The organism is Sutcliffiella horikoshii (assembly GCF_002157855.1).
GTDB lineage: Bacteria > Bacillota > Bacilli > Bacillales > Bacillaceae_I > Sutcliffiella_A > Sutcliffiella_A horikoshii_C.
This window is the reverse complement of the sequence record NZ_CP020880.1, coordinates 3,948,123-3,965,443: the sequence shown is the minus strand read 5'-3', so window position 1 is coordinate 3,965,443 and position 17,321 is coordinate 3,948,123. Positions and strand designations below refer to the sequence as shown.

The following is a 17,321-nucleotide window of genomic DNA, read 5'->3' as shown; positions in this document are numbered from 1 at the left end:
TTTTTTGAATAACGTAAGACTATTATACAAAAATTTATAGAAGTTGTTGTACTTATTAACTATTCTAATTATTTGATTGAATATCATGTCTATAATCTTAGGACGAATCTAAATTTAAAGGAGTCAAAGAAATGAAAGGAATAATTTTAGCGGGTGGAAGTGGAACACGTTTATATCCTTTAACGATGGTAACTAGTAAACAATTATTACCTATTTATGATAAGCCGATGATTTACTATCCACTATCTACTCTGATGCTTGCAGGAATTCGTGAAATTTTAATCATTTCGACCCCAGAAGACACACCTCGTTTTGAGTCATTATTAAAAGATGGTTCTCAATTTGGTGTAAATATTCAATATAAGATCCAGCCTAGCCCAGATGGTTTAGCTCAGGCATTTATAATTGGTAAGGATTTTATTGGTGCTGATTCTGTTGCTATGATTCTTGGTGATAACATTTACTATGGAAGTGGAATGAGAAAAATCCTCCAACGTGCCGCAAACAAAGAATCTGGGGCAACTGTGTTTGGCTATCATGTACAAGACCCAGAAAGATTCGGAGTTGTAGAATTTGATTCAGAAGGAAAAGTAATTAGTGTAGAAGAAAAACCTAAGTTTCCCAAATCAAATTATGCCATTACAGGTCTTTACTTTTATGATAACCGTGTTGTAGAGATTGCCAAAGGAATTAGGCCTTCTGAACGTGGTGAATTAGAAATTACATCTATTAATGAAATATATCTAAATACTGGAGATCTAGAAGTTGAACTTTTAGGTCGAGGATATACTTGGCTGGATACAGGTACTCATCAAAGTTTAGTTGCAGCAACTAATTTTGTTAAGACTGTAGAAGAACATCAAGGAGTTAAAATTGCCGCACCTGAAGAAATTGCATATATTAATGGTTGGATTGGGAAGGAAGAGTTAATTAAATCTGGTGAATTATTTTCTAAAACTGCATATGGTCAATATTTATTAAAAGTTGCAAAAGGAGAAATTAAGTATTAATTGGTGTAGGAGGTGAAGTATGAACGTTATTAAAACTTATTTAAAAGAGGTTTTGGTTATTGAACCAACAGTGTTTGGTGATCGTAGAGGTTGGTTTATGGAAACGTTTAGTGAGGCTAGGTTCTTGGAAGCTGGATTAGAATTAAACTTTATCCAAGATAATCAATCTTTTTCTACAGCTAAAGGGACATTAAGAGGATTGCATTATCAGTTAAACCCTAAAGCGCAGACAAAGTTAATACGTTGCACAAAGGGTGCTATTTTTGATGTGGCTGTTGATATCAGAAAAAATAGTCCTTCTTTTGGCGAATGGTTTGGAATTGAATTAACTGAAGAAAATAAAAAACAATTATTAGTACCAAAAGGTTTTGCGCATGCTTTTATAACTTTAACTGATAATGTTGAGGTGCAGTATAAGGTGGATGAACTTTACTCACCAGAAAACGATCGTGGTATTATTTGGAATGATCCTGATATTGGTATTGAGTGGCCAATTGATATAAACCCTATTCTTTCAGAAAAAGACCAAAAAGCCCCTCTTTTAGAAGATGCTGAAAATAATTTTAATTATGGAGAGTAGTTTATTATGAAGGTTTTAGTAACGGGTTACACTGGCCAACTTGGTTATGATGTTGTACGAGAAGGTAAAAAACGTGGAATTAGTATGTTAGGAGTTGGTAGAGAAGACTTAGACATTACTAATGAAGCAGAAGTATATCAATATGTACAAAAAACCAATCCTGACGTAATCATTCATTGCGCTGCATATACAGCGGTTGATAAAGCTGAAGATGATAAAGAAACATGCTGGAATGTAAATGTATTAGGTACAAAATTTATATCTACTGCAGCTAAGAAAGTAAATGCAACGTTGATGTATATAAGTACTGATTATGTATTTGATGGTAAAGGCGAAGAACTCTTTTCAGAAATTGATAAGCCTGACCCGGTAGGCTACTATGGGTTAACGAAATATGAGGGAGAAAATGTTGTAAGAGGTTTACTAGAAGAGTATTTTATCGTTCGTATTTCGTGGGTATTCGGAATTAATGGAAATAATTTTATAAAAACCATGCTTAGATTATCTGCAACCCATAATAAATTAAATGTTGTAGGAGATCAATATGGTTCACCAACGTATACATTTGATTTAGCACGTTTATTAATTGATATGATTCAAACGGAAAAGTATGGTGTCTACCATGCAGCAAACGAGGGCTTTTGTTCATGGGCAGAGTTTGCTTCTGAAATCTTTCAGCAAGCAAATAAAGAAGTTACAGTAAACTCAATTTTAACAGAAGAATATCCAAAACGTGCTGTTAGACCAAAAAACTCACGAATGTCAAAGCAGAAGTTAATTGACAATGGATTTGAGCCATTACCAAAGTGGCAGAATGCATTAAAACATTATTTAAATGAATTAGCAGAGAGGTGAAATAAGTGGCGCGAAATAAAATTCTTGTTACAGGTGGTGCCGGATTTATAGGCGGTAACTTTGTTCAATATATGGTGGACAAGTATCCTCAATATGATATTTATAATTTAGATTTATTATCATATGCCGGGGATTTAACAAAGCACAAATATATTGAAGCAAAAGACAATTATCACTTTGTTAAAGCGGACATTGCTGACCGTGAAATAATAATGTCACTTTTTGGTAAAAAGGAATTTGACTACGTTGTTCATTTTGCTGCAGAGAGCCATGTTGACCGTTCGATTTCAAATCCAGGAATCTTTGTGCAGACAAATGTAGTCGGAACACAAGTATTATTAGATGCTTCAAGAGCAGTTGGAGTTACTAAGTTTGTCCATGTTTCAACAGATGAAGTTTATGGTGAGTTAGATTTTAATCCTAACACATTCTTCACAGAAGAAACACCGCTACAACCAAATAGTCCTTATAGTGCCAGTAAAGCATCCTCAGATTTATTAGTACGTGCATATAATGAAACTTATGGATTGCCAGTAAATATTACACGTTGCTCAAATAACTATGGTCCATACCATTTTCCAGAAAAATTGATTCCTTTAACAATTTCACGTGTTCTAAATGAGCAAAAGGTACCTGTTTATGGAGATGGAAAAAACATTCGAGATTGGTTGCATGTAATTGATCATTGTGCAGCAATTGACTTAGTATTGCATGAAGGTATTAATGGTGAAGTATATAATGTAGGTGGACATAATGAACGGACAAATTTAGAAGTGGTTAAGACGATTATAAAAACTTTAGGTAAATCCGAAGAGTTAATTGAATTTGTAAAAGATCGACTGGGACATGATAAACGTTATGCAATAGACCCTACGAAATTAGAAAAATTGGGGTGGAGACCTACCTACACGTTTGATACCGGAATTGCTCAAACTATACAATGGTACCTAGATAATCAAGCATGGTGGGAGCAAATTTTAAGTGGTGAGTATAAAAATTATTTTGAGAAACAGTATGACTTGCAATAAGGGAAGCGCAGGGACGAACCTCTGCTTCCTCATTGCTAATATAGAATAATATCTTGAGGATATGATTTAAGGGAGGAGGTAAGTTCCTCCACCCTTGAGAATTTTGGTAATTAATCTTATTATAGATTTTTATATGTCGTTAATGAACCTGGTCAACCATAATCAAAAACTCATACCTTTTGCACATCTCTTTATAAGTAACCAGTCCGCTCGAAGGTTCTACAAAATTACCGTTACATTTAATGTGATACACGGTGTTCACGGCATCTAATTCTACCAGTTCATTATTGGCAAAGGGTTGTCGGCAAACAGGACAAAGTATCTATTGATTGATTGTTGTCATATATATTACCCCATCCCAAAAAGTTTTATCGAACCGGACGCTTCTTCCCGTCCGTTATAAAGCTGTAGCTGATCTTCTGTTCTGTAAAAAAGATGGAATAGATAACTGCGGCTTTTTGTATTTGCTGTCTGATTGTTTGTGGAAGCATGGGGACGGTTCTCTGCTTCCTCAAGCACTTTCTTATAGGTATAAAAACCTAGTGAATTATTTGAATTTTTTTATAATAAGTGTATAGTAATAATTAACAGCTTCACTGCTACTTGAATACGCGACTTGAAATTCCCCTAATTATTATACCCAACATACCAATCTACTAGAATCCTAAAAAAGTAATATCCCCAAACAGTTATACAACTCAACCATTATATAAAACAAAATTACTATAAGATAGGAGGATTTTTTATGTCTATAAACGTCACTAGTATCGGTTTAAAAGGATTGGAGGGGTATCGGATTCGTGTGGAAGTGCATGTGAAAGAAGGAATGGAATCCATTGCAATTGTTGGCTTACCCGACGCCTATGTAAAAGAGTCGAAAGAAAGAGTTTCATCCGCACTACTACATTATATGGGATTTCCTCTAGTAGAAAAGAAATAAAACTAGGATTGAGCAACCGAGTCCAAATGAAAACCATAAGATTAGCCAGAACCATTTCTGATTTAGCAGGAGAGAAAAACATAACAGACGAGTCATGCCAAATCCAACAAAAGGATAACCAATAAGAAAAACCCGCGAAAAAAGCGCTAGCAACGTCTACCACTACTCAGAAAAATAAAAAAAAAAAAAGGCATTTCCCAAAGGCAAGCCGCCAGAATCCTGGGCATATCCCCAAACCTCATCTTCAAAGCGTAATTTCGAGCCAAGGGGATAGGTACGCTGACCCGTCTATACATTAGTGCGTTAAAACTGAGCTTAGATGGGAGCTCATAAAGAAACTCGCCACAGGACGAGTTTTTTTATTCCTTATCATTCTTAAATAATTCATACTTTTGTAAGAATGCTTTCCAGGTACCAAACCGATAGAGTGCTTTCCTATAAAGACCGTTATCAATTTCTGAGTAAACTGGGATTCTTCCCATTGAATCTTCGATTTTTTTAAAAGTCGAAAATAGGATTCTATCACGGTACTGTCGGTGATTTTCTAATCCGGCATAAGAGAGTACTCCATCCCAAGTTTTGACTTCAAATCGTTGGAAATATCTAGATGGGTGAGCCCATCCTCTTTCAGGTTGTACCATATCTTTGAGGTACGGGGGCATGCCATTCTTTTTGGACGCAACTTCCTTAGCCCTTTTCCTTAGGTTTTCTAGTAACTCCCTATCTGTATAAAGTTGAGGGTTTCTTTCCCTATTAACCAGTCTCTTCTTTATGATCTTACCAACTTTAGTTGGTCTAGCAAATTTAGACAGAATCGGCTTTAAATGTTCTTCGATATCATCGTCTTTGAAAATAATAATAAACTCACCTTTGAAATTTGAACTCTTCACCATTTCTAATTTCTCATGTAAATTCTTATAATATTGCATTTGCCGGCCATTTGGTGAAATGTGTTGCTTTCCTTCAAATTGTTCTCTTGTAAGGTAAGATGTTACCTCGATAATATAATCTTTGTCTAATCCCGGGGTATTTAACAATACAATATCCGCATCTTTAGCACCCTTATAATGCTCAAACCCTGGTATTTTTTTATATAACAAACCATGGTCTTCTTTTTCGTGGGGAACAAATTGTAAGAGATCATCTACCATGCCTTGTAGGCGAGATGGGTTGCGGTGGTTATGATTACTTAAATAACAGTGTCCATCACCGCGAGGGTTTGGTTCATATCCTGCTTGGGACAAAGCTTCTCTAAAACTTCCAAAAGCCCTAATAAAACAACCGCAATCAGGCTTTTGGCTCCCGTCTTTAAAAGTTGCAGTTTGATTCTTTCTCTTTTGAAAAGATTCAAATAACGGGGTCGCGCCTGTTTCTTCTCTTTCTTTATGAAGAGCTTCTAATAAGTAATCATTTGTATATGTATAAGCGGGAATGTAGATCTCATTTTCCTCTAAAATTTCTCGGTATTTCTTTCCATTCAATTTTTCAATTGTACTTATGTGCAATGGTGATAATGCTTTGTTAATTTCATTGATAATTGGATAATAACCGTTCTTTAACTCATAATCCCGTACAAACTCAATAAGCCTGTCGTACACATCTTTTGGATCATATCCTGTCTCTTTTAAAAGGGAGAATTTGAATTCCTTTTTTAACTTATTCCACCCGTATCTCTTTCTAAAGCTAGTACTCCGACCATTATTAACCATCCACTCCTCAAAATTTTGATGAGTAAGCTTCTCCTCTCCGAATTCATTTACGAATTCATTCATGTATTTTAGTACTTCCTCTTTTGTGTATACTGCGCTCTTGTTGCTTGGGAAGCCCATAGATTCAATAACACGAGGATAGGATGTAGATCCAAAGGCCCTAAGAATGACAGAATCAGACGGTAGGTCAGGATTACTCCTCAGCATTTGAATTGTTGGCATTACTCCATTTTCTATATAGTAATTCGATAACTTGGTTTTTATCTGTTTTTGTTTATTTGTTAGCATAATAGCACCGCCTTAATTTAAATTCGGTACTATCATTAACAAAATATCTTGGTTCTATACATCATGTAGATGTCGAAGCTTTATGGTGTATATCGGATTTTGTTGGTTAGGAGAAACAAATTTTTTTGTTTGAAGGATGATTTATCTTGCTGTATTTAAATGTCGCCCATCCTCTGAAGGGACATGTGCCCCTGCAATCCTATTTACTAAACTGCTGAAGAGAGGGAGTAAAAGAATTTATATAAAATAGCACAAGTTCACCACCCATACCAACTAAAGTCTACTTTTCAGAATATTTACAAAAACATCTTGACTTTCTTTCATTTATCATTTAATTTAGTGAATATAAAGTGTGTAACCGGTTACATATATTTTTTAGCTTTATGTGTAACCGGTTACACATAAAATACTTACAAGCCAATCCTCCAAAGGATGTGTCAATATGAGCAAACATATTAGAATACTTTCCCCCTGCGGGATGCTAGGTTACGGTTTTCCTGAAACGTCTTTTCTAAATGGACTAAAAGAAGAGATACACGGAATTGTAGTGGATGCAGGTTCCACAGATGCAGGTCCACATAAGCTTGGCGCAGGAGTACCCATAGTCAGCAGACGGGCAGCAAAAAAAGATTTGGAAATACTCCTTAAAAACGGTGTGCCAAAGAAAATCCCCATTATCATCGGTTCCGCAGGAGGTGCCGGAGCAAAACCGCATGTAGAATGGACATTGGAGATCATCAAGGAAATCTTGAACGAGAACAACCTAAAAGCAAATACAGCAGTCATATGGGCTGACTTTACAACAGAAGAGATTCTACAAGCAAACAAAGCTAACAAGATTAACCCACTTAGCAGTAACATTCCTGAACTAACTACTAGTCAAATAGAAGACTCCTTCAATATTGTTGCACAAATGGGACACGAACCAATTGTTGAAGCTCTTGAACAAGGGGCTGATGTTATCGTCTGCGGAAGAGCTTACGATCCATCACCTTTTGCAGCGGTCGGAGCTTTTCATCAGAAAGACCTTGGCCTCTCCTATCACTTAGGGAAAATTCTAGAATGCGGTGCTCTCTGTGCGGAGCCTGGAACGACAAAGGACAGTATACTCGGAACAATTCACGAGGATTATTTTACAGTGGAGTCGCTAAACCCCAAAAGGAAATGTACAACAATAAGTCTGGCTGCCCACACCTTTTATGAGAAAGAGCATCCATACATACTTCATGGACCTGGATTCACACTCGACCTTAGTGAATGTGAATTTAATGAGACATTACCAGGTGTTATCAGTGTGAAAAACAGTAAATATATCAAAAATGATCAACATCGAATCAAATTGGAAGCTGCTAAGTTGGTAGCGTATCGGACATTTGTCATAGCTGGAATAAGAGACCCCATCCTTTTAGGATCCATCGAAGACATAGAAGACATCGTCATCCAGCAAGTACAGGACTATTACAAAGAGATTCCTCAGGAAGACTATCAAATAAATTTTTATAACTATGGAAAAAACGGTGTACTTGGAAACAAGGAAACAACTGCCTTCCATGGCCATGAGATTGGTGTCATGTTCGAAGTGATTGCCAAAACACAAGAACTTGCAACAAGCATTTGTGCAACAGTCCGTTCAACCTTTCTACATTATGGCTATGAAAACAGGAAATCCACAGCAGGAAATCTTGCCTTTCCTTTTGCCCCTAGTGATGTGGAATTTGGACCTGTCTATGAATTTTCCATCTATCATCTGATGGAAATTACGGAGAATCCGTTCCGAATTGAGTTTTTGGAGGAGGTCTTGCAATGACCACATTGTTTGAACTGGCAAAGGTATTAAGAAGCAAGAATTCAGGCCCGTTTGAAATCACTCTGGATGTCCTTTTTAATAGCAAAGAAAACTACTTTAGAGTAAAAGATGCAGGTATTATTACCAAAAGCTTGATAGCGGACCTTTACCATATATCGGAGCAGCAGATACACCATTTGGTCTTTTTCGACCAGGCACTTGGGTTTAAAATAACATTTGCTAGGGAGACTTCGTCTGGAACGGTGGGAGATAGGGACGTATATGGGGCACAGCAGCATGCACCGTTAATGAATATTATAATCAAGTAGGATGGAGGAGCATTGTGGCAAAAATAGCAGTAGTAGGCAGTATCAACTTGGATTATGTCATAGAAACAGACAGTTTACCTGAGCTTGGGGAAACAATAAAAGGGAAGACATTTTTCTGCTCCCCAGGCGGCAAGGGGGCCAATCAGGCAGTAGCGGCTGCCAGGCTTGGTGGAAAAGTTACTATGTTCGGGTCTGTAGGGACAGATATAAACGGAACTTACCTTAAGAGCAACCTCGAAAAGGAAGGCATTGATGTAACACATGTAAATGATATTCCAGATATACCTACTGGTGCAGCATTTATTGAATTATGCCAAGGAGACAACCGAATTCTCATTATATCTGGCGCCAATGACTATACGAATAATGCTTACATGAAATCAAAAATAGACCAACTACTACAAGCCGATTGTATCCTGTTCCAATTTGAAACACCCCTGGAATTATTGGAGGAGCTAGTTCCTATTCTACATAACGCGGGAAAAACCATCATCGTCAATCCAGCTCCAGCGTTCAAACTAAATCAGGAAATAATCGACATGATTACTTATTTGACTCCAAACGAACACGAATATCAACTAGTATTGGATACCTCAATGTCTTGTCACGAAGTAATCAGGAAATATCCGAACAAACTCATCATCACAAGAGGTGAAAAAGGCATACTCTACTGGGACGATAAAAAGGAGATTATCATCCCTTCTATTAAAGTAACTCCGGTAGATACAACAGGTGCTGGTGATACGTTCTCAGGGGCATTTGCTCTTGCCATTAGTGAAGGGATGTCCCTACCCGAAAGCATCCGGTTTGGTACAGTCGCAGCAGGTATTTCCATAACACAAAAAGGGGCACAGAGTGGGATGCCTTATCGCAAAGATGTCGACGCTTTATTAAACAAAGAGGTGAGAAACCATGAGGATAATAAAGGCCTCTTTACAACAGGTTAAGAAAGACTGGGTTATCTATGCCATGCTCTTTCCTGGGCTCTTATACTTTGTTGTATTCCATGTCATCCCTTTGATTGGGATGAAACTGGCATTTCAGGACTACCGGATTATCGGGGACAATGTATGGGTAGGGCTTAAACACTTCAAGATTTTGTTCAGCTCCCCGGCTTTTATGGATGTGCTTCAGAACACCATTATTATAAGCACGATGAAGATAGTATTCTTCTTCCCGATCCCTATCATTCTATCACTTCTTATTAATGAAGTGAGAAGTGGAAGGTATCGGAAGTATGTCCAATCGGTCGTGTATCTGCCCCATTTTTTATCATGGGTTGTCATTGCAGGTATTTGGATAAGCCTACTGAATCCGACTGATGGAGGAATTAATATCATTCGAAACTTTTTCCAACTTCCATCTCTAGATTTCATGACAAGCAAAGAGCATATCCGTTGGGTTTTAGTATTTTCAGAAATGTGGAGAAGCGCCGGCTGGGATTCTATCATCTATTTGGCGGCCATTATGAAAATTAGCCCGACGCTCTATGAAGCAGCGAAAATCGATGGCGCTTCAAGCCTTCAACAAATGAGGTATATAACCTTGCCGGCCATGATGACGACTGTGGTGACTGTCTTTATTTTAAATCTTGGATTCTTCATGAATGCTGGTTTTGACCAAGTATTCAACATGATGAACGCTTCTGTCATCAGCGTTGTGGACATTCTTGATACGTACGTGTACAGAATCGGGATCGTGAACGGGCAGTATTCTTATGCAACAGCAGCAAGTTTATTCAAAGGATTTATAGGTGTCGTACTGATTCTTGGCACACATTTTATCTCCAAGAGATTTACAGGTAAAGGCGTATGGTAGGGGAGGAGGGCAAGTATGAAGAATTTTGATACAACAAAGTGGATACTCTATCCTTTCTTATTTTTACTAACACTAGCAGTTTTAATCCCAATATTGAATTTGTTGGCATTGTCCTTATCAGATCCACTTAAAGTACACGAGCTGAACGGACTGAGTATTTTCCCTGCCGGCTTTTCTCTGATCAATTATAAAGTTTTATTATCCAATCCATTAGTTACAAAAAGTATCTTTAACACATTTCTAATCACAACTGTGGGAACGCTTCTAAATCTTTTACTTACATCGATGATGGCGTATATATTAGCCAAAACAACATTCGTTGGTAAAAGATTAGTAGTCATTTTCCTCATTGTCATCATGGTATTTGAACCAGGATTGATCCCAGAATACTTGCTTGTTAAAGACCTGGGATTACTTAATACTTACGCATCCGTCATTCTATATAAAGCTATCAACATTTATTACTTATTTATTTTGATGAGATTCTTCCAGGAAGTTCCCGACAGCATCCTAGAGGCGGCAAGGATTGATGGAGCAGGGCATTTCCGCATTTATACAAAGATTATGCTTCCGTTATCCAAGCCAGGACTTGCAACAATGGGCTTGTTTTATGGAGTCTATCACTGGAACGAATATTTCCGTGCCACTATCTATATCACTGACCCTGCAAAATGGCCGTTACAAGTGGTGCTGCGGCAATTTGTCGTCCAACGAGATAACACGGCTATCCTTGGTGCACAAAACCTGTTGTCATATGAGCAGGTGGCAAGTCTTGACTTTACCTCTTTACAAGCTGGAACCATCATCATCGCGATGATTCCGCTATTAATCTTATATCCTCTCATTCTCAAGTTCTATGCCAAAGGTGCATTGGAAGGCGGAGTGAAGGACTAAAGAGGACTTAATTTATCTTCATACTACACGACTTAACAAAGGGGAAACAACAATTAAACAAGGGGGAAATGGAATGAAAAAGTTTTTGTTAACGCTAATAACTGCAGTGACTGTCTTTGGATTGATTGCATGCTCAAATGAAACAACATCGGATAAGGAAAAGGAAAATTCAGGAGATGGCACCACCATCCGTGTCGTCTATAAGGATGAAACAAACTCTAATCCAGTATCTGTGAAATATTTTGACGAGTTGGAAAAAGCGCTAGAAAAAGACAAAGATATCAAGGTGAACTTTGAACTTGTAGATCTGCCACAAGGAAACTATGCCGAAAAGCTTACATTGCTCCTATATGGAGGAGACATCCCAGATATGATTTACTTCCAAGGCGGGGATCAGTCCCTTACACAACAAGGACTTCTTGAAGACCTTACCCCATACATCGAAGAATCTGAGTATCTAAAAGATGCACTCAGCCCATACAACCAGAAGCGTCTAGAAAATTATCCGTATCTGCTTTGGATTAAACCATTATCTGCTAAAACGCCAGTAATAAGGAAAGACTGGTTTGAACAAATGGAAACTTCCGAAAAACTGATGGCTGACCCAACTGTAGAGAATTATCATGCATTTTTTAAAGAACTGGTAGAGAAGAAGCCAGGTGGAAGCACACCGAATTATGCAGTAACAGTAGCGGGTGACTTGGAGGAAATCAACTTTACATTTAATATGGCATTCGGAATCAGCCAATCTTGGTTGGAAAAGAGTGACGGAACGTATGAATACTATAAAGTTTCCAAAAATGAAAAAGAGAAAATTGCCTATTATCAGAAACTCTATGAAGATGGTTTACTTGATCCACAATTCGTTACAAAGCAGTGGGATACGAAAGAAAAAGCGTTTTATGATGGGGAAGCGGCTGTAGTATCTGGAACAGCAGGTAAAGTAATTGATATTTATAACGGTAAAATGAAACAAGTTAATGGAGATGAAGCGGAACTTGTAGTCCTGCCACCTGCAAAAGGAATCGATCAAGGATTTGGCGTGACGGACGTAACAAAGGAATCTCGAGGTGTAGCAATCTCCTCTCAATCAGAACATAAGGAACTTGTGTTTGATATTCTCGACTACCTGGCAAGCCCAGAAGGCCAAAAACTGGACCGTTTAGGATTTGAAGGGGAACATTATAATGTGAAAGACGGTGAAATCGAAGTAACCGAAAAGTATTATGGAGAATGGTACGCTAGGTTCTGGGAGCCGACTGAACTTACTTTTGATCAGCCATTAAAAACTCCATTATTAAGTGGACCTGCAACAGAATCACAAGAAATGACAATTGAGTATTTTAAAGAAGACAACTCGTTTATCTTACCGGAAGAATATGTGGCAAACTGGGATGCAATGGAAAACCTATATAGAGAATATACAACAGACATCATCACAGGCAAACGTCCAATTGATGATTTTGATAAATTTGTAGATGCATGGATGGAAGCGGGCGGAACACAAATCACAGAATACGCCAACAAGACCATTAAGTAAGGAGTTCTTCTTATGATATCTTTCAAAGAACGCGTCAGAGGGGTTGTGTTCTCCACAGCCCTTGGAGACGCACTTGGCGCGACCATAGAAAAACTGACATATGAACAAATTAAAGAGAAGTACAATAAAGTCGAGTCATTGAAAACAGATTGGTACAAAGCCGATGCTCCTTACGAAGTAACCCTGGGAAAAAAGCGCGGAAATGGCATTGTCACCGACGACACCCTTATGACTATTGCACTGATGAACGTCTATGCAACTGAAAAAAGGCATCTTGATGCGTTTGACTGCGGTAATGAATTCGTAAAAGAAATCGCCTATAAAAAAACCTATATTCCTGAATTCGGGAAAGAAGCAATGATAATCGATCGCCTCTTCTATCCTGAGAAGTATATATTTATGCGTCATGTGCTTGCAAACTGTGACCCACGCGAGGCCGGTATTGGCAACATGATTAATTGTGGAGCAGCTATGTACATTGCCCCAATTGGAATCGTGAACGCGTGCAACCCAAAAGCGGCCTATGATGAAGCAATTCTTTTTGCGATGGGCCATCAAAGTAGCTACGGGTTGGAGGCAGCAGGAGTGCTTGCAGCTTGTGTGGCAAAAGCATTTGAAGAAGACGTCACGGTCGATGAAATTGTTCAGGTGGCTATCAAACTAGCAAAGGACGGCACTAAACAGGCAATTATTGAACTGTCGGAGGCTGCGAGGGAATTGCGTTCTGAAAAGTTCGAGATGGATCAGGTGATAGGAGTCTTCCAAACTATCATGTATAAATATTCTCCAATGGGAGACGATGTGCATCGCAAGTTGGAGAAAATAGGCCAGCCTTCCAATCACTACACACCAAGCAGACTCTTTTCCATTGAAGAGCTTCCGATGGCTCTGGCTTTCATGGTGTTGAATGATGGAGAATTCTATCAATCAATTTTCGACGGTATTAACTCCGGCCGCGACACAGATTCTATTGGCGTAATGATAGGAGTTATTCTTGGAGCAATGTATGGAGAAAAAGTTGTGAATAAAGAGGACATAGCGTTGCTTCAAGAAACAAATAGAATGGACCTTTATGAGATTGCTGACCGATTTAGTGAGGTAGCCACAACAATTATCTATGAGGATTTACGTATTCAAGAGAGGCGCTTGGCTTACTTTGGAAAACACTGTTAAGGAAGGGGAGAGTTACATGATTCCAAACAACTATGTAGAAAAGGTATATGCAGGATTTCTGGGAATGAATGTAGGCATACGACTCGGAGCACCAGTCGAAGCTCCTTCCTGGACTTATGAAAGAATAAGAGATGTATTTGGTGACATCACAGATTACACCAAACCTTACAAAACATTTGCAGCTGACGACGATGCCAATGGTCCAGTATTTTTCCTCCGTGCCTTATATGATGATGCAAAAGACAGGGAATTGACACCTGATGATGTAGGAAAAGCTTGGCTGAACTACTCACGGGAAGGAATCGGAATGTTTTGGTGGGGTGGAGAAGGAGTAAGTACAGAGCATACTGCCTATATGAATCTATCCAGAGGGATACCTGCACCGAAATCAGGATCTATCGAGATGAACGGACTCATAGAAGCAGAACAGATTGGCGGGCAAATATTTATAGATACTTGGGGACTTGTCCTGCCTGGAGATGTAGAAAAAGCGGCAGACTATGCAGAAATTGCGGCAAGTGTATCCCATGATGGAAATGGACTTTATGGCGCTAGATTCATGGCTGCATGTATCTCAAAAGCCTTTGACACAAGCTCTATTAGTGATGTAGTGGATGCGGGATTGAGGACAATTCCTAAAGACTCTACCTACGCTCAACTTGTGCGAGCGGTTGTAGATTTTCACGCAAAGTATCCGAATGATTTCAGGGCTTGTCGACAGTACTTAGAAGAAGAGTGGGGGTATGACAAATATACAGGTGTCTGTCATATCATTCCAAATGCAGGTGTTTGCGTGTTATCCCTTTTGTATGGAGAGGGTAATTTTGCAAGAACTATTGAAATCGCCACCATGTGTGGATGGGATACCGACTGTAATGCTGGTAATGTCGGGACCATTGTCGGTGTCATGGGTGGAATAGAGGGTATTCCCATGCACTACCGAAAACCAATCAATGATTTTATCTGTACATCAAGTGTCTCTGGGTATTTGAACGTACTAGATATTCCCACTTTTTCTAAGGAAGTTGCGTTATTTGGCTACAAACTGTTTGGTGAACAGGCTCCACAAGAATTCAAGAATAGTGTAAGAAACGGTGAACTCTATTTTGACTTTGCCCTTCCGGGAAGTACGCATGGCTTCCGTACAGATAATACATTTAAAGCATTGCTGCATCCATGTGATGATTTTGGATATGAGAGTAACGGATCGCTTAAAATTGTGATGGATAGAATGATAGAGGGTGATGAAAGCAAGGTTTTCTATAAACCCTTTTACAGAAGAAACGAATTTAGCGATGAAAAATACAAACCAACCTTCGCACCTACCGTCTATAGCGGCCAACAGGTAACAATGAAGCTCTTCCTGGATAAATGGGAAGGTGAGGAGATATTTGTCATTCCATATGTACGCAATACATACACGGAAGAAATAATCAGGCTCGCGCGGGTTGCTCTTGATCATCAAGCTTGGAATGATGTTAATTTTGTGGTTCCGGATACAGAAGGAGCAATGATAGATGAAATAGGTTTCATTATCTCCTCGCCGTCTCCTTTATCTAATCGTGCCCTTGGAGCAATATACCTTGGCCAATTCCATGTGCATGGAAATAGTAAATATGAAATTGATCTTGCCAAACAGTCTACCGAATTCCTAAGTATTACCCCATTTTCTCACCATAGGGGAGAATGGCAGCTCAATGGAGAAACAATGACTTATGAATCCTCCACAGATTGCTCTTCGTACACAGGGAACTATTATTCTAGTGATTACACAGTAGAGACAACAGTAACGCCAGAAGGTGGAACAAGTCATGGGGTGATTTTTAGAGCTGAAGGAATCAGACGTCATTACTTTGTCGGCTTTAATGGAGAAGGTACCGTGTCGCTGCTAAAAAATGATTTTGGATATTCCGAGTTGGCTAGTGCCACATATAATTGGAAATACGGTGAGGATTACAAAATGAGAGTAAGTTGTATTGGAGAAGAGATTTCGTTTTTCCTGAATGGAGTGGAGGTCTTAAAAGCAAAGGACAACCGTTACAGCCGAGGTATGTTTGGCTTCGGTACCGTTTCAAAGGGGAAAGGGAGCCTGAATTCCTTTATAATAGAAGAAAAGCAGCAGCAGGCAAAGTGATTTGCCTGCTTTGTTATCTAGAGAATAATACATAAAGTAGGTGAAAAGCGTGCAACGATCCACCGTTACCATCCGAGAAGTGGCAAAAGAGGCAGGTTTATCTGTCGCTACCATATCCAGATACTTAAATAAGAGCGGCTATATCGGAAAAAAAACAGAAGTGAAAATTAAATCTGTCATGGAACAACTGGACTACCGGCCAAACGAAATCGCTCGTGGTCTAGCCAAAAAGAAGACGAACACCATAGCACTTATCATTCCAGACATCACCAACCCATTTTTTCCGGAATTAGTCGTTTCTATCGAAAAAGTTGCAAAATCTAAAGGTTATAACTTGATTCTCGTCAACACTGAGCAGGACGATCTCCAAGAGAACAGTTTTTGGCAGAACTTCAAAAATCGCTATGTAGATGGAGTAATTTTGGCATCTTATCAATTCAATAAAGGAACTTTAACAGAACTTGAAGCAATGAATATCCCTTATGTGAAGATAGACCGTGCTGCTGACGATAAGAAGAACAACTCAATAGGGGTCAATAATTACAAAGGGGCACGACTGGCTACAGGACATTTGTTAGATATAAACTGCCAAAATGTAGCTCACATTGCTGGACCTCAAACCTTCTTGCCTGCAATTGAAAGAACAAAAGGTTTTGTAGATACATTAATTGAAAGTCCTGCCTATAACAAAGGCCCCATCGTTCTAGAAGGTGATTTCACCCTCGAAAGCGGCATGCACCTGACAAAGCAACTGTTAAACAATAACCCAGATATAGATGGTATTTTTTTGGCCAATGATCTTATGGCCCTAGGTTGTTTAAAACAACTGAAGCAAATGAAAAAGGAAGTGCCAGAAGACATCGCCATTATCGGATTTGACGGCATCACCTTGACCAAAATGGTCGAACCGGAAATCACCACAATCCAACAACCCATTTACCAAATCGGAGTCAAAGCAACCAACACACTCATCAGCCTCATCGACAACGTCGAAGATGAAACAGCTGAACTGAAGTTGGATGTGGAACTCGTAGTGCGGGGGACAACCAAGAGGTAGGGGAGCTGAAGGGACAGGTACGCCGACCTGTCTTTGCTTTCAAGCTAAGGTGTGGATGGTAAACTGAAAGATTATAGTGAAAGAGGCACAATCCCATGTGCCTCTTTTCTCTGTATATAAATAATCCAGTATATTTTACATGAATATACAAAAACAGCAAATTATTTTTAGTTTTTATCG

The 17,321-nt window shown here is 38.8% G+C and carries 18 protein-coding genes; 16 read left to right on the top strand and 2 right to left on the bottom strand.

The genetic code is table 11. The features are described 5' to 3' along the window. Positions 1–131 precede the first annotated feature (131 nt). From rfbA to rfbB, 4 genes are read left to right on the top strand one after another with little or no spacing between them, the layout of a single operon-like run. Positions 132–1,010 (top strand): glucose-1-phosphate thymidylyltransferase RfbA, encoded by an 879-nt coding sequence (rfbA, locus tag B4U37_RS20085; protein ID WP_088019679.1) that lies wholly within the window; start codon positions 132–134, stop codon positions 1,008–1,010. Between the two features lie 19 nt (positions 1,011–1,029). Next, on the top strand, positions 1,030–1,590 hold the full coding sequence (rfbC, locus tag B4U37_RS20080) for a dTDP-4-dehydrorhamnose 3,5-epimerase (RefSeq protein ID WP_088019678.1): 561 nt from the start codon (positions 1,030–1,032) through the stop codon (positions 1,588–1,590). 6 nt (positions 1,591–1,596) lie between these two features. Next, entirely contained in the window at positions 1,597–2,445 is an 849-nt protein-coding gene (rfbD, locus tag B4U37_RS20075) for a dTDP-4-dehydrorhamnose reductase (protein WP_088019677.1), read from the top strand. Positions 2,446–2,450: 5 nt separating this feature from the next. Beyond that, complete coding sequence (gene rfbB, locus B4U37_RS20070) at positions 2,451–3,473, top strand: dTDP-glucose 4,6-dehydratase (RefSeq protein ID WP_088019676.1); 1,023 nt, start codon at positions 2,451–2,453, stop codon at positions 3,471–3,473. Between the two features lie 368 nt (positions 3,474–3,841). On the opposite strand, the gene B4U37_RS22650 is transcribed toward rfbB, so the two are convergent. Further along, entirely contained in the window at positions 3,842–3,964 is a 123-nt protein-coding gene (locus tag B4U37_RS22650; RefSeq protein WP_281252760.1) for a hypothetical protein, read from the bottom strand. A gap of 254 nt (positions 3,965–4,218) precedes the next feature. On the opposite strand from B4U37_RS22650, the gene B4U37_RS20065 reads away from it, so the two are divergent. The 3 genes from B4U37_RS20065 to B4U37_RS22500 are packed head-to-tail and all read left to right on the top strand — an operon-like array spanning position 4,219 to position 4,668. Further along, the gene (locus B4U37_RS20065; protein WP_088019675.1) at positions 4,219–4,413 is read left to right on the top strand and encodes a magnesium chelatase domain-containing protein; all 195 of its coding nucleotides are present in this window, start codon (positions 4,219–4,221) and stop codon (positions 4,411–4,413) included. Positions 4,414–4,439: 26 nt separating this feature from the next. After that, positions 4,440–4,538, top strand: coding sequence for a hypothetical protein (locus B4U37_RS22735; protein WP_425444095.1), 99 nt, complete (start codon positions 4,440–4,442; stop codon positions 4,536–4,538). A 49-nt stretch (positions 4,539–4,587) separates the two neighbouring features. Beyond that, complete coding sequence (locus B4U37_RS22500; protein WP_342746504.1) at positions 4,588–4,668, top strand: hypothetical protein; 81 nt, start codon at positions 4,588–4,590, stop codon at positions 4,666–4,668. A gap of 104 nt (positions 4,669–4,772) precedes the next feature. Here B4U37_RS22500 and B4U37_RS20060 read toward each other — a convergent pair whose 3' ends face one another. Further along, the gene (locus tag B4U37_RS20060) at positions 4,773–6,410 is read right to left on the bottom strand and encodes a homing endonuclease associated repeat-containing protein (protein WP_088019674.1); all 1,638 of its coding nucleotides are present in this window, start codon (positions 6,408–6,410) and stop codon (positions 4,773–4,775) included. A gap of 442 nt (positions 6,411–6,852) precedes the next feature. Between B4U37_RS20060 and B4U37_RS20055 the strand changes: the two genes are divergently transcribed. The 9 genes from B4U37_RS20055 to B4U37_RS20015 all read left to right on the top strand — a co-directional run bounded on the left by B4U37_RS20055 (position 6,853) and on the right by B4U37_RS20015 (position 17,141). Beyond that, positions 6,853–8,217 carry an acyclic terpene utilization AtuA family protein gene (locus B4U37_RS20055; protein WP_088019673.1) on the top strand — a complete coding sequence of 455 codons (1,365 nt, stop codon included), beginning with the start codon at positions 6,853–6,855 and terminating at the stop codon, positions 8,215–8,217. Then, a complete protein-coding gene (locus B4U37_RS20050) occupies positions 8,214–8,525 on the top strand; it encodes a DUF4387 domain-containing protein (RefSeq protein ID WP_010200187.1) in 312 nt (103 codons plus the stop codon). The genes B4U37_RS20055 and B4U37_RS20050 overlap by 4 nt, the downstream gene beginning before the upstream one ends. 14 nt (positions 8,526–8,539) lie before the next feature. Beyond that, on the top strand, positions 8,540–9,472 hold the full coding sequence (gene rbsK, locus B4U37_RS20045) for a ribokinase (protein WP_010200185.1): 933 nt from the start codon (positions 8,540–8,542) through the stop codon (positions 9,470–9,472). Beyond that, positions 9,438–10,343: an ABC transporter permease gene (locus B4U37_RS20040; RefSeq protein WP_010200183.1), complete on the top strand. Its 906-nt coding sequence runs from the start codon at positions 9,438–9,440 to the stop codon at positions 10,341–10,343. The genes rbsK and B4U37_RS20040 overlap by 35 nt, the downstream gene beginning before the upstream one ends. Before the next feature lie 15 nt (positions 10,344–10,358). Next, positions 10,359–11,237, top strand: coding sequence for a carbohydrate ABC transporter permease (locus tag B4U37_RS20035; RefSeq protein WP_010200180.1), 879 nt, complete (start codon positions 10,359–10,361; stop codon positions 11,235–11,237). 73 nt (positions 11,238–11,310) lie between these two features. Then, on the top strand, positions 11,311–12,777 hold the full coding sequence (locus B4U37_RS20030; RefSeq protein WP_088019672.1) for an extracellular solute-binding protein: 1,467 nt from the start codon (positions 11,311–11,313) through the stop codon (positions 12,775–12,777). Between the two features lie 12 nt (positions 12,778–12,789). Further along, a complete protein-coding gene (locus B4U37_RS20025) occupies positions 12,790–13,950 on the top strand; it encodes an ADP-ribosylglycohydrolase family protein (protein ID WP_088019671.1) in 1,161 nt (386 codons plus the stop codon). A 16-nt stretch (positions 13,951–13,966) separates the two neighbouring features. Further along, positions 13,967–16,084 carry an ADP-ribosylglycohydrolase family protein gene (locus B4U37_RS20020; RefSeq protein WP_088019670.1) on the top strand — a complete coding sequence of 706 codons (2,118 nt, stop codon included), beginning with the start codon at positions 13,967–13,969 and terminating at the stop codon, positions 16,082–16,084. Between the two features lie 49 nt (positions 16,085–16,133). Next, complete coding sequence (locus B4U37_RS20015; protein WP_088019669.1) at positions 16,134–17,141, top strand: LacI family DNA-binding transcriptional regulator; 1,008 nt, start codon at positions 16,134–16,136, stop codon at positions 17,139–17,141. The last annotated feature ends 180 nt before the right edge of the window (positions 17,142–17,321 follow it).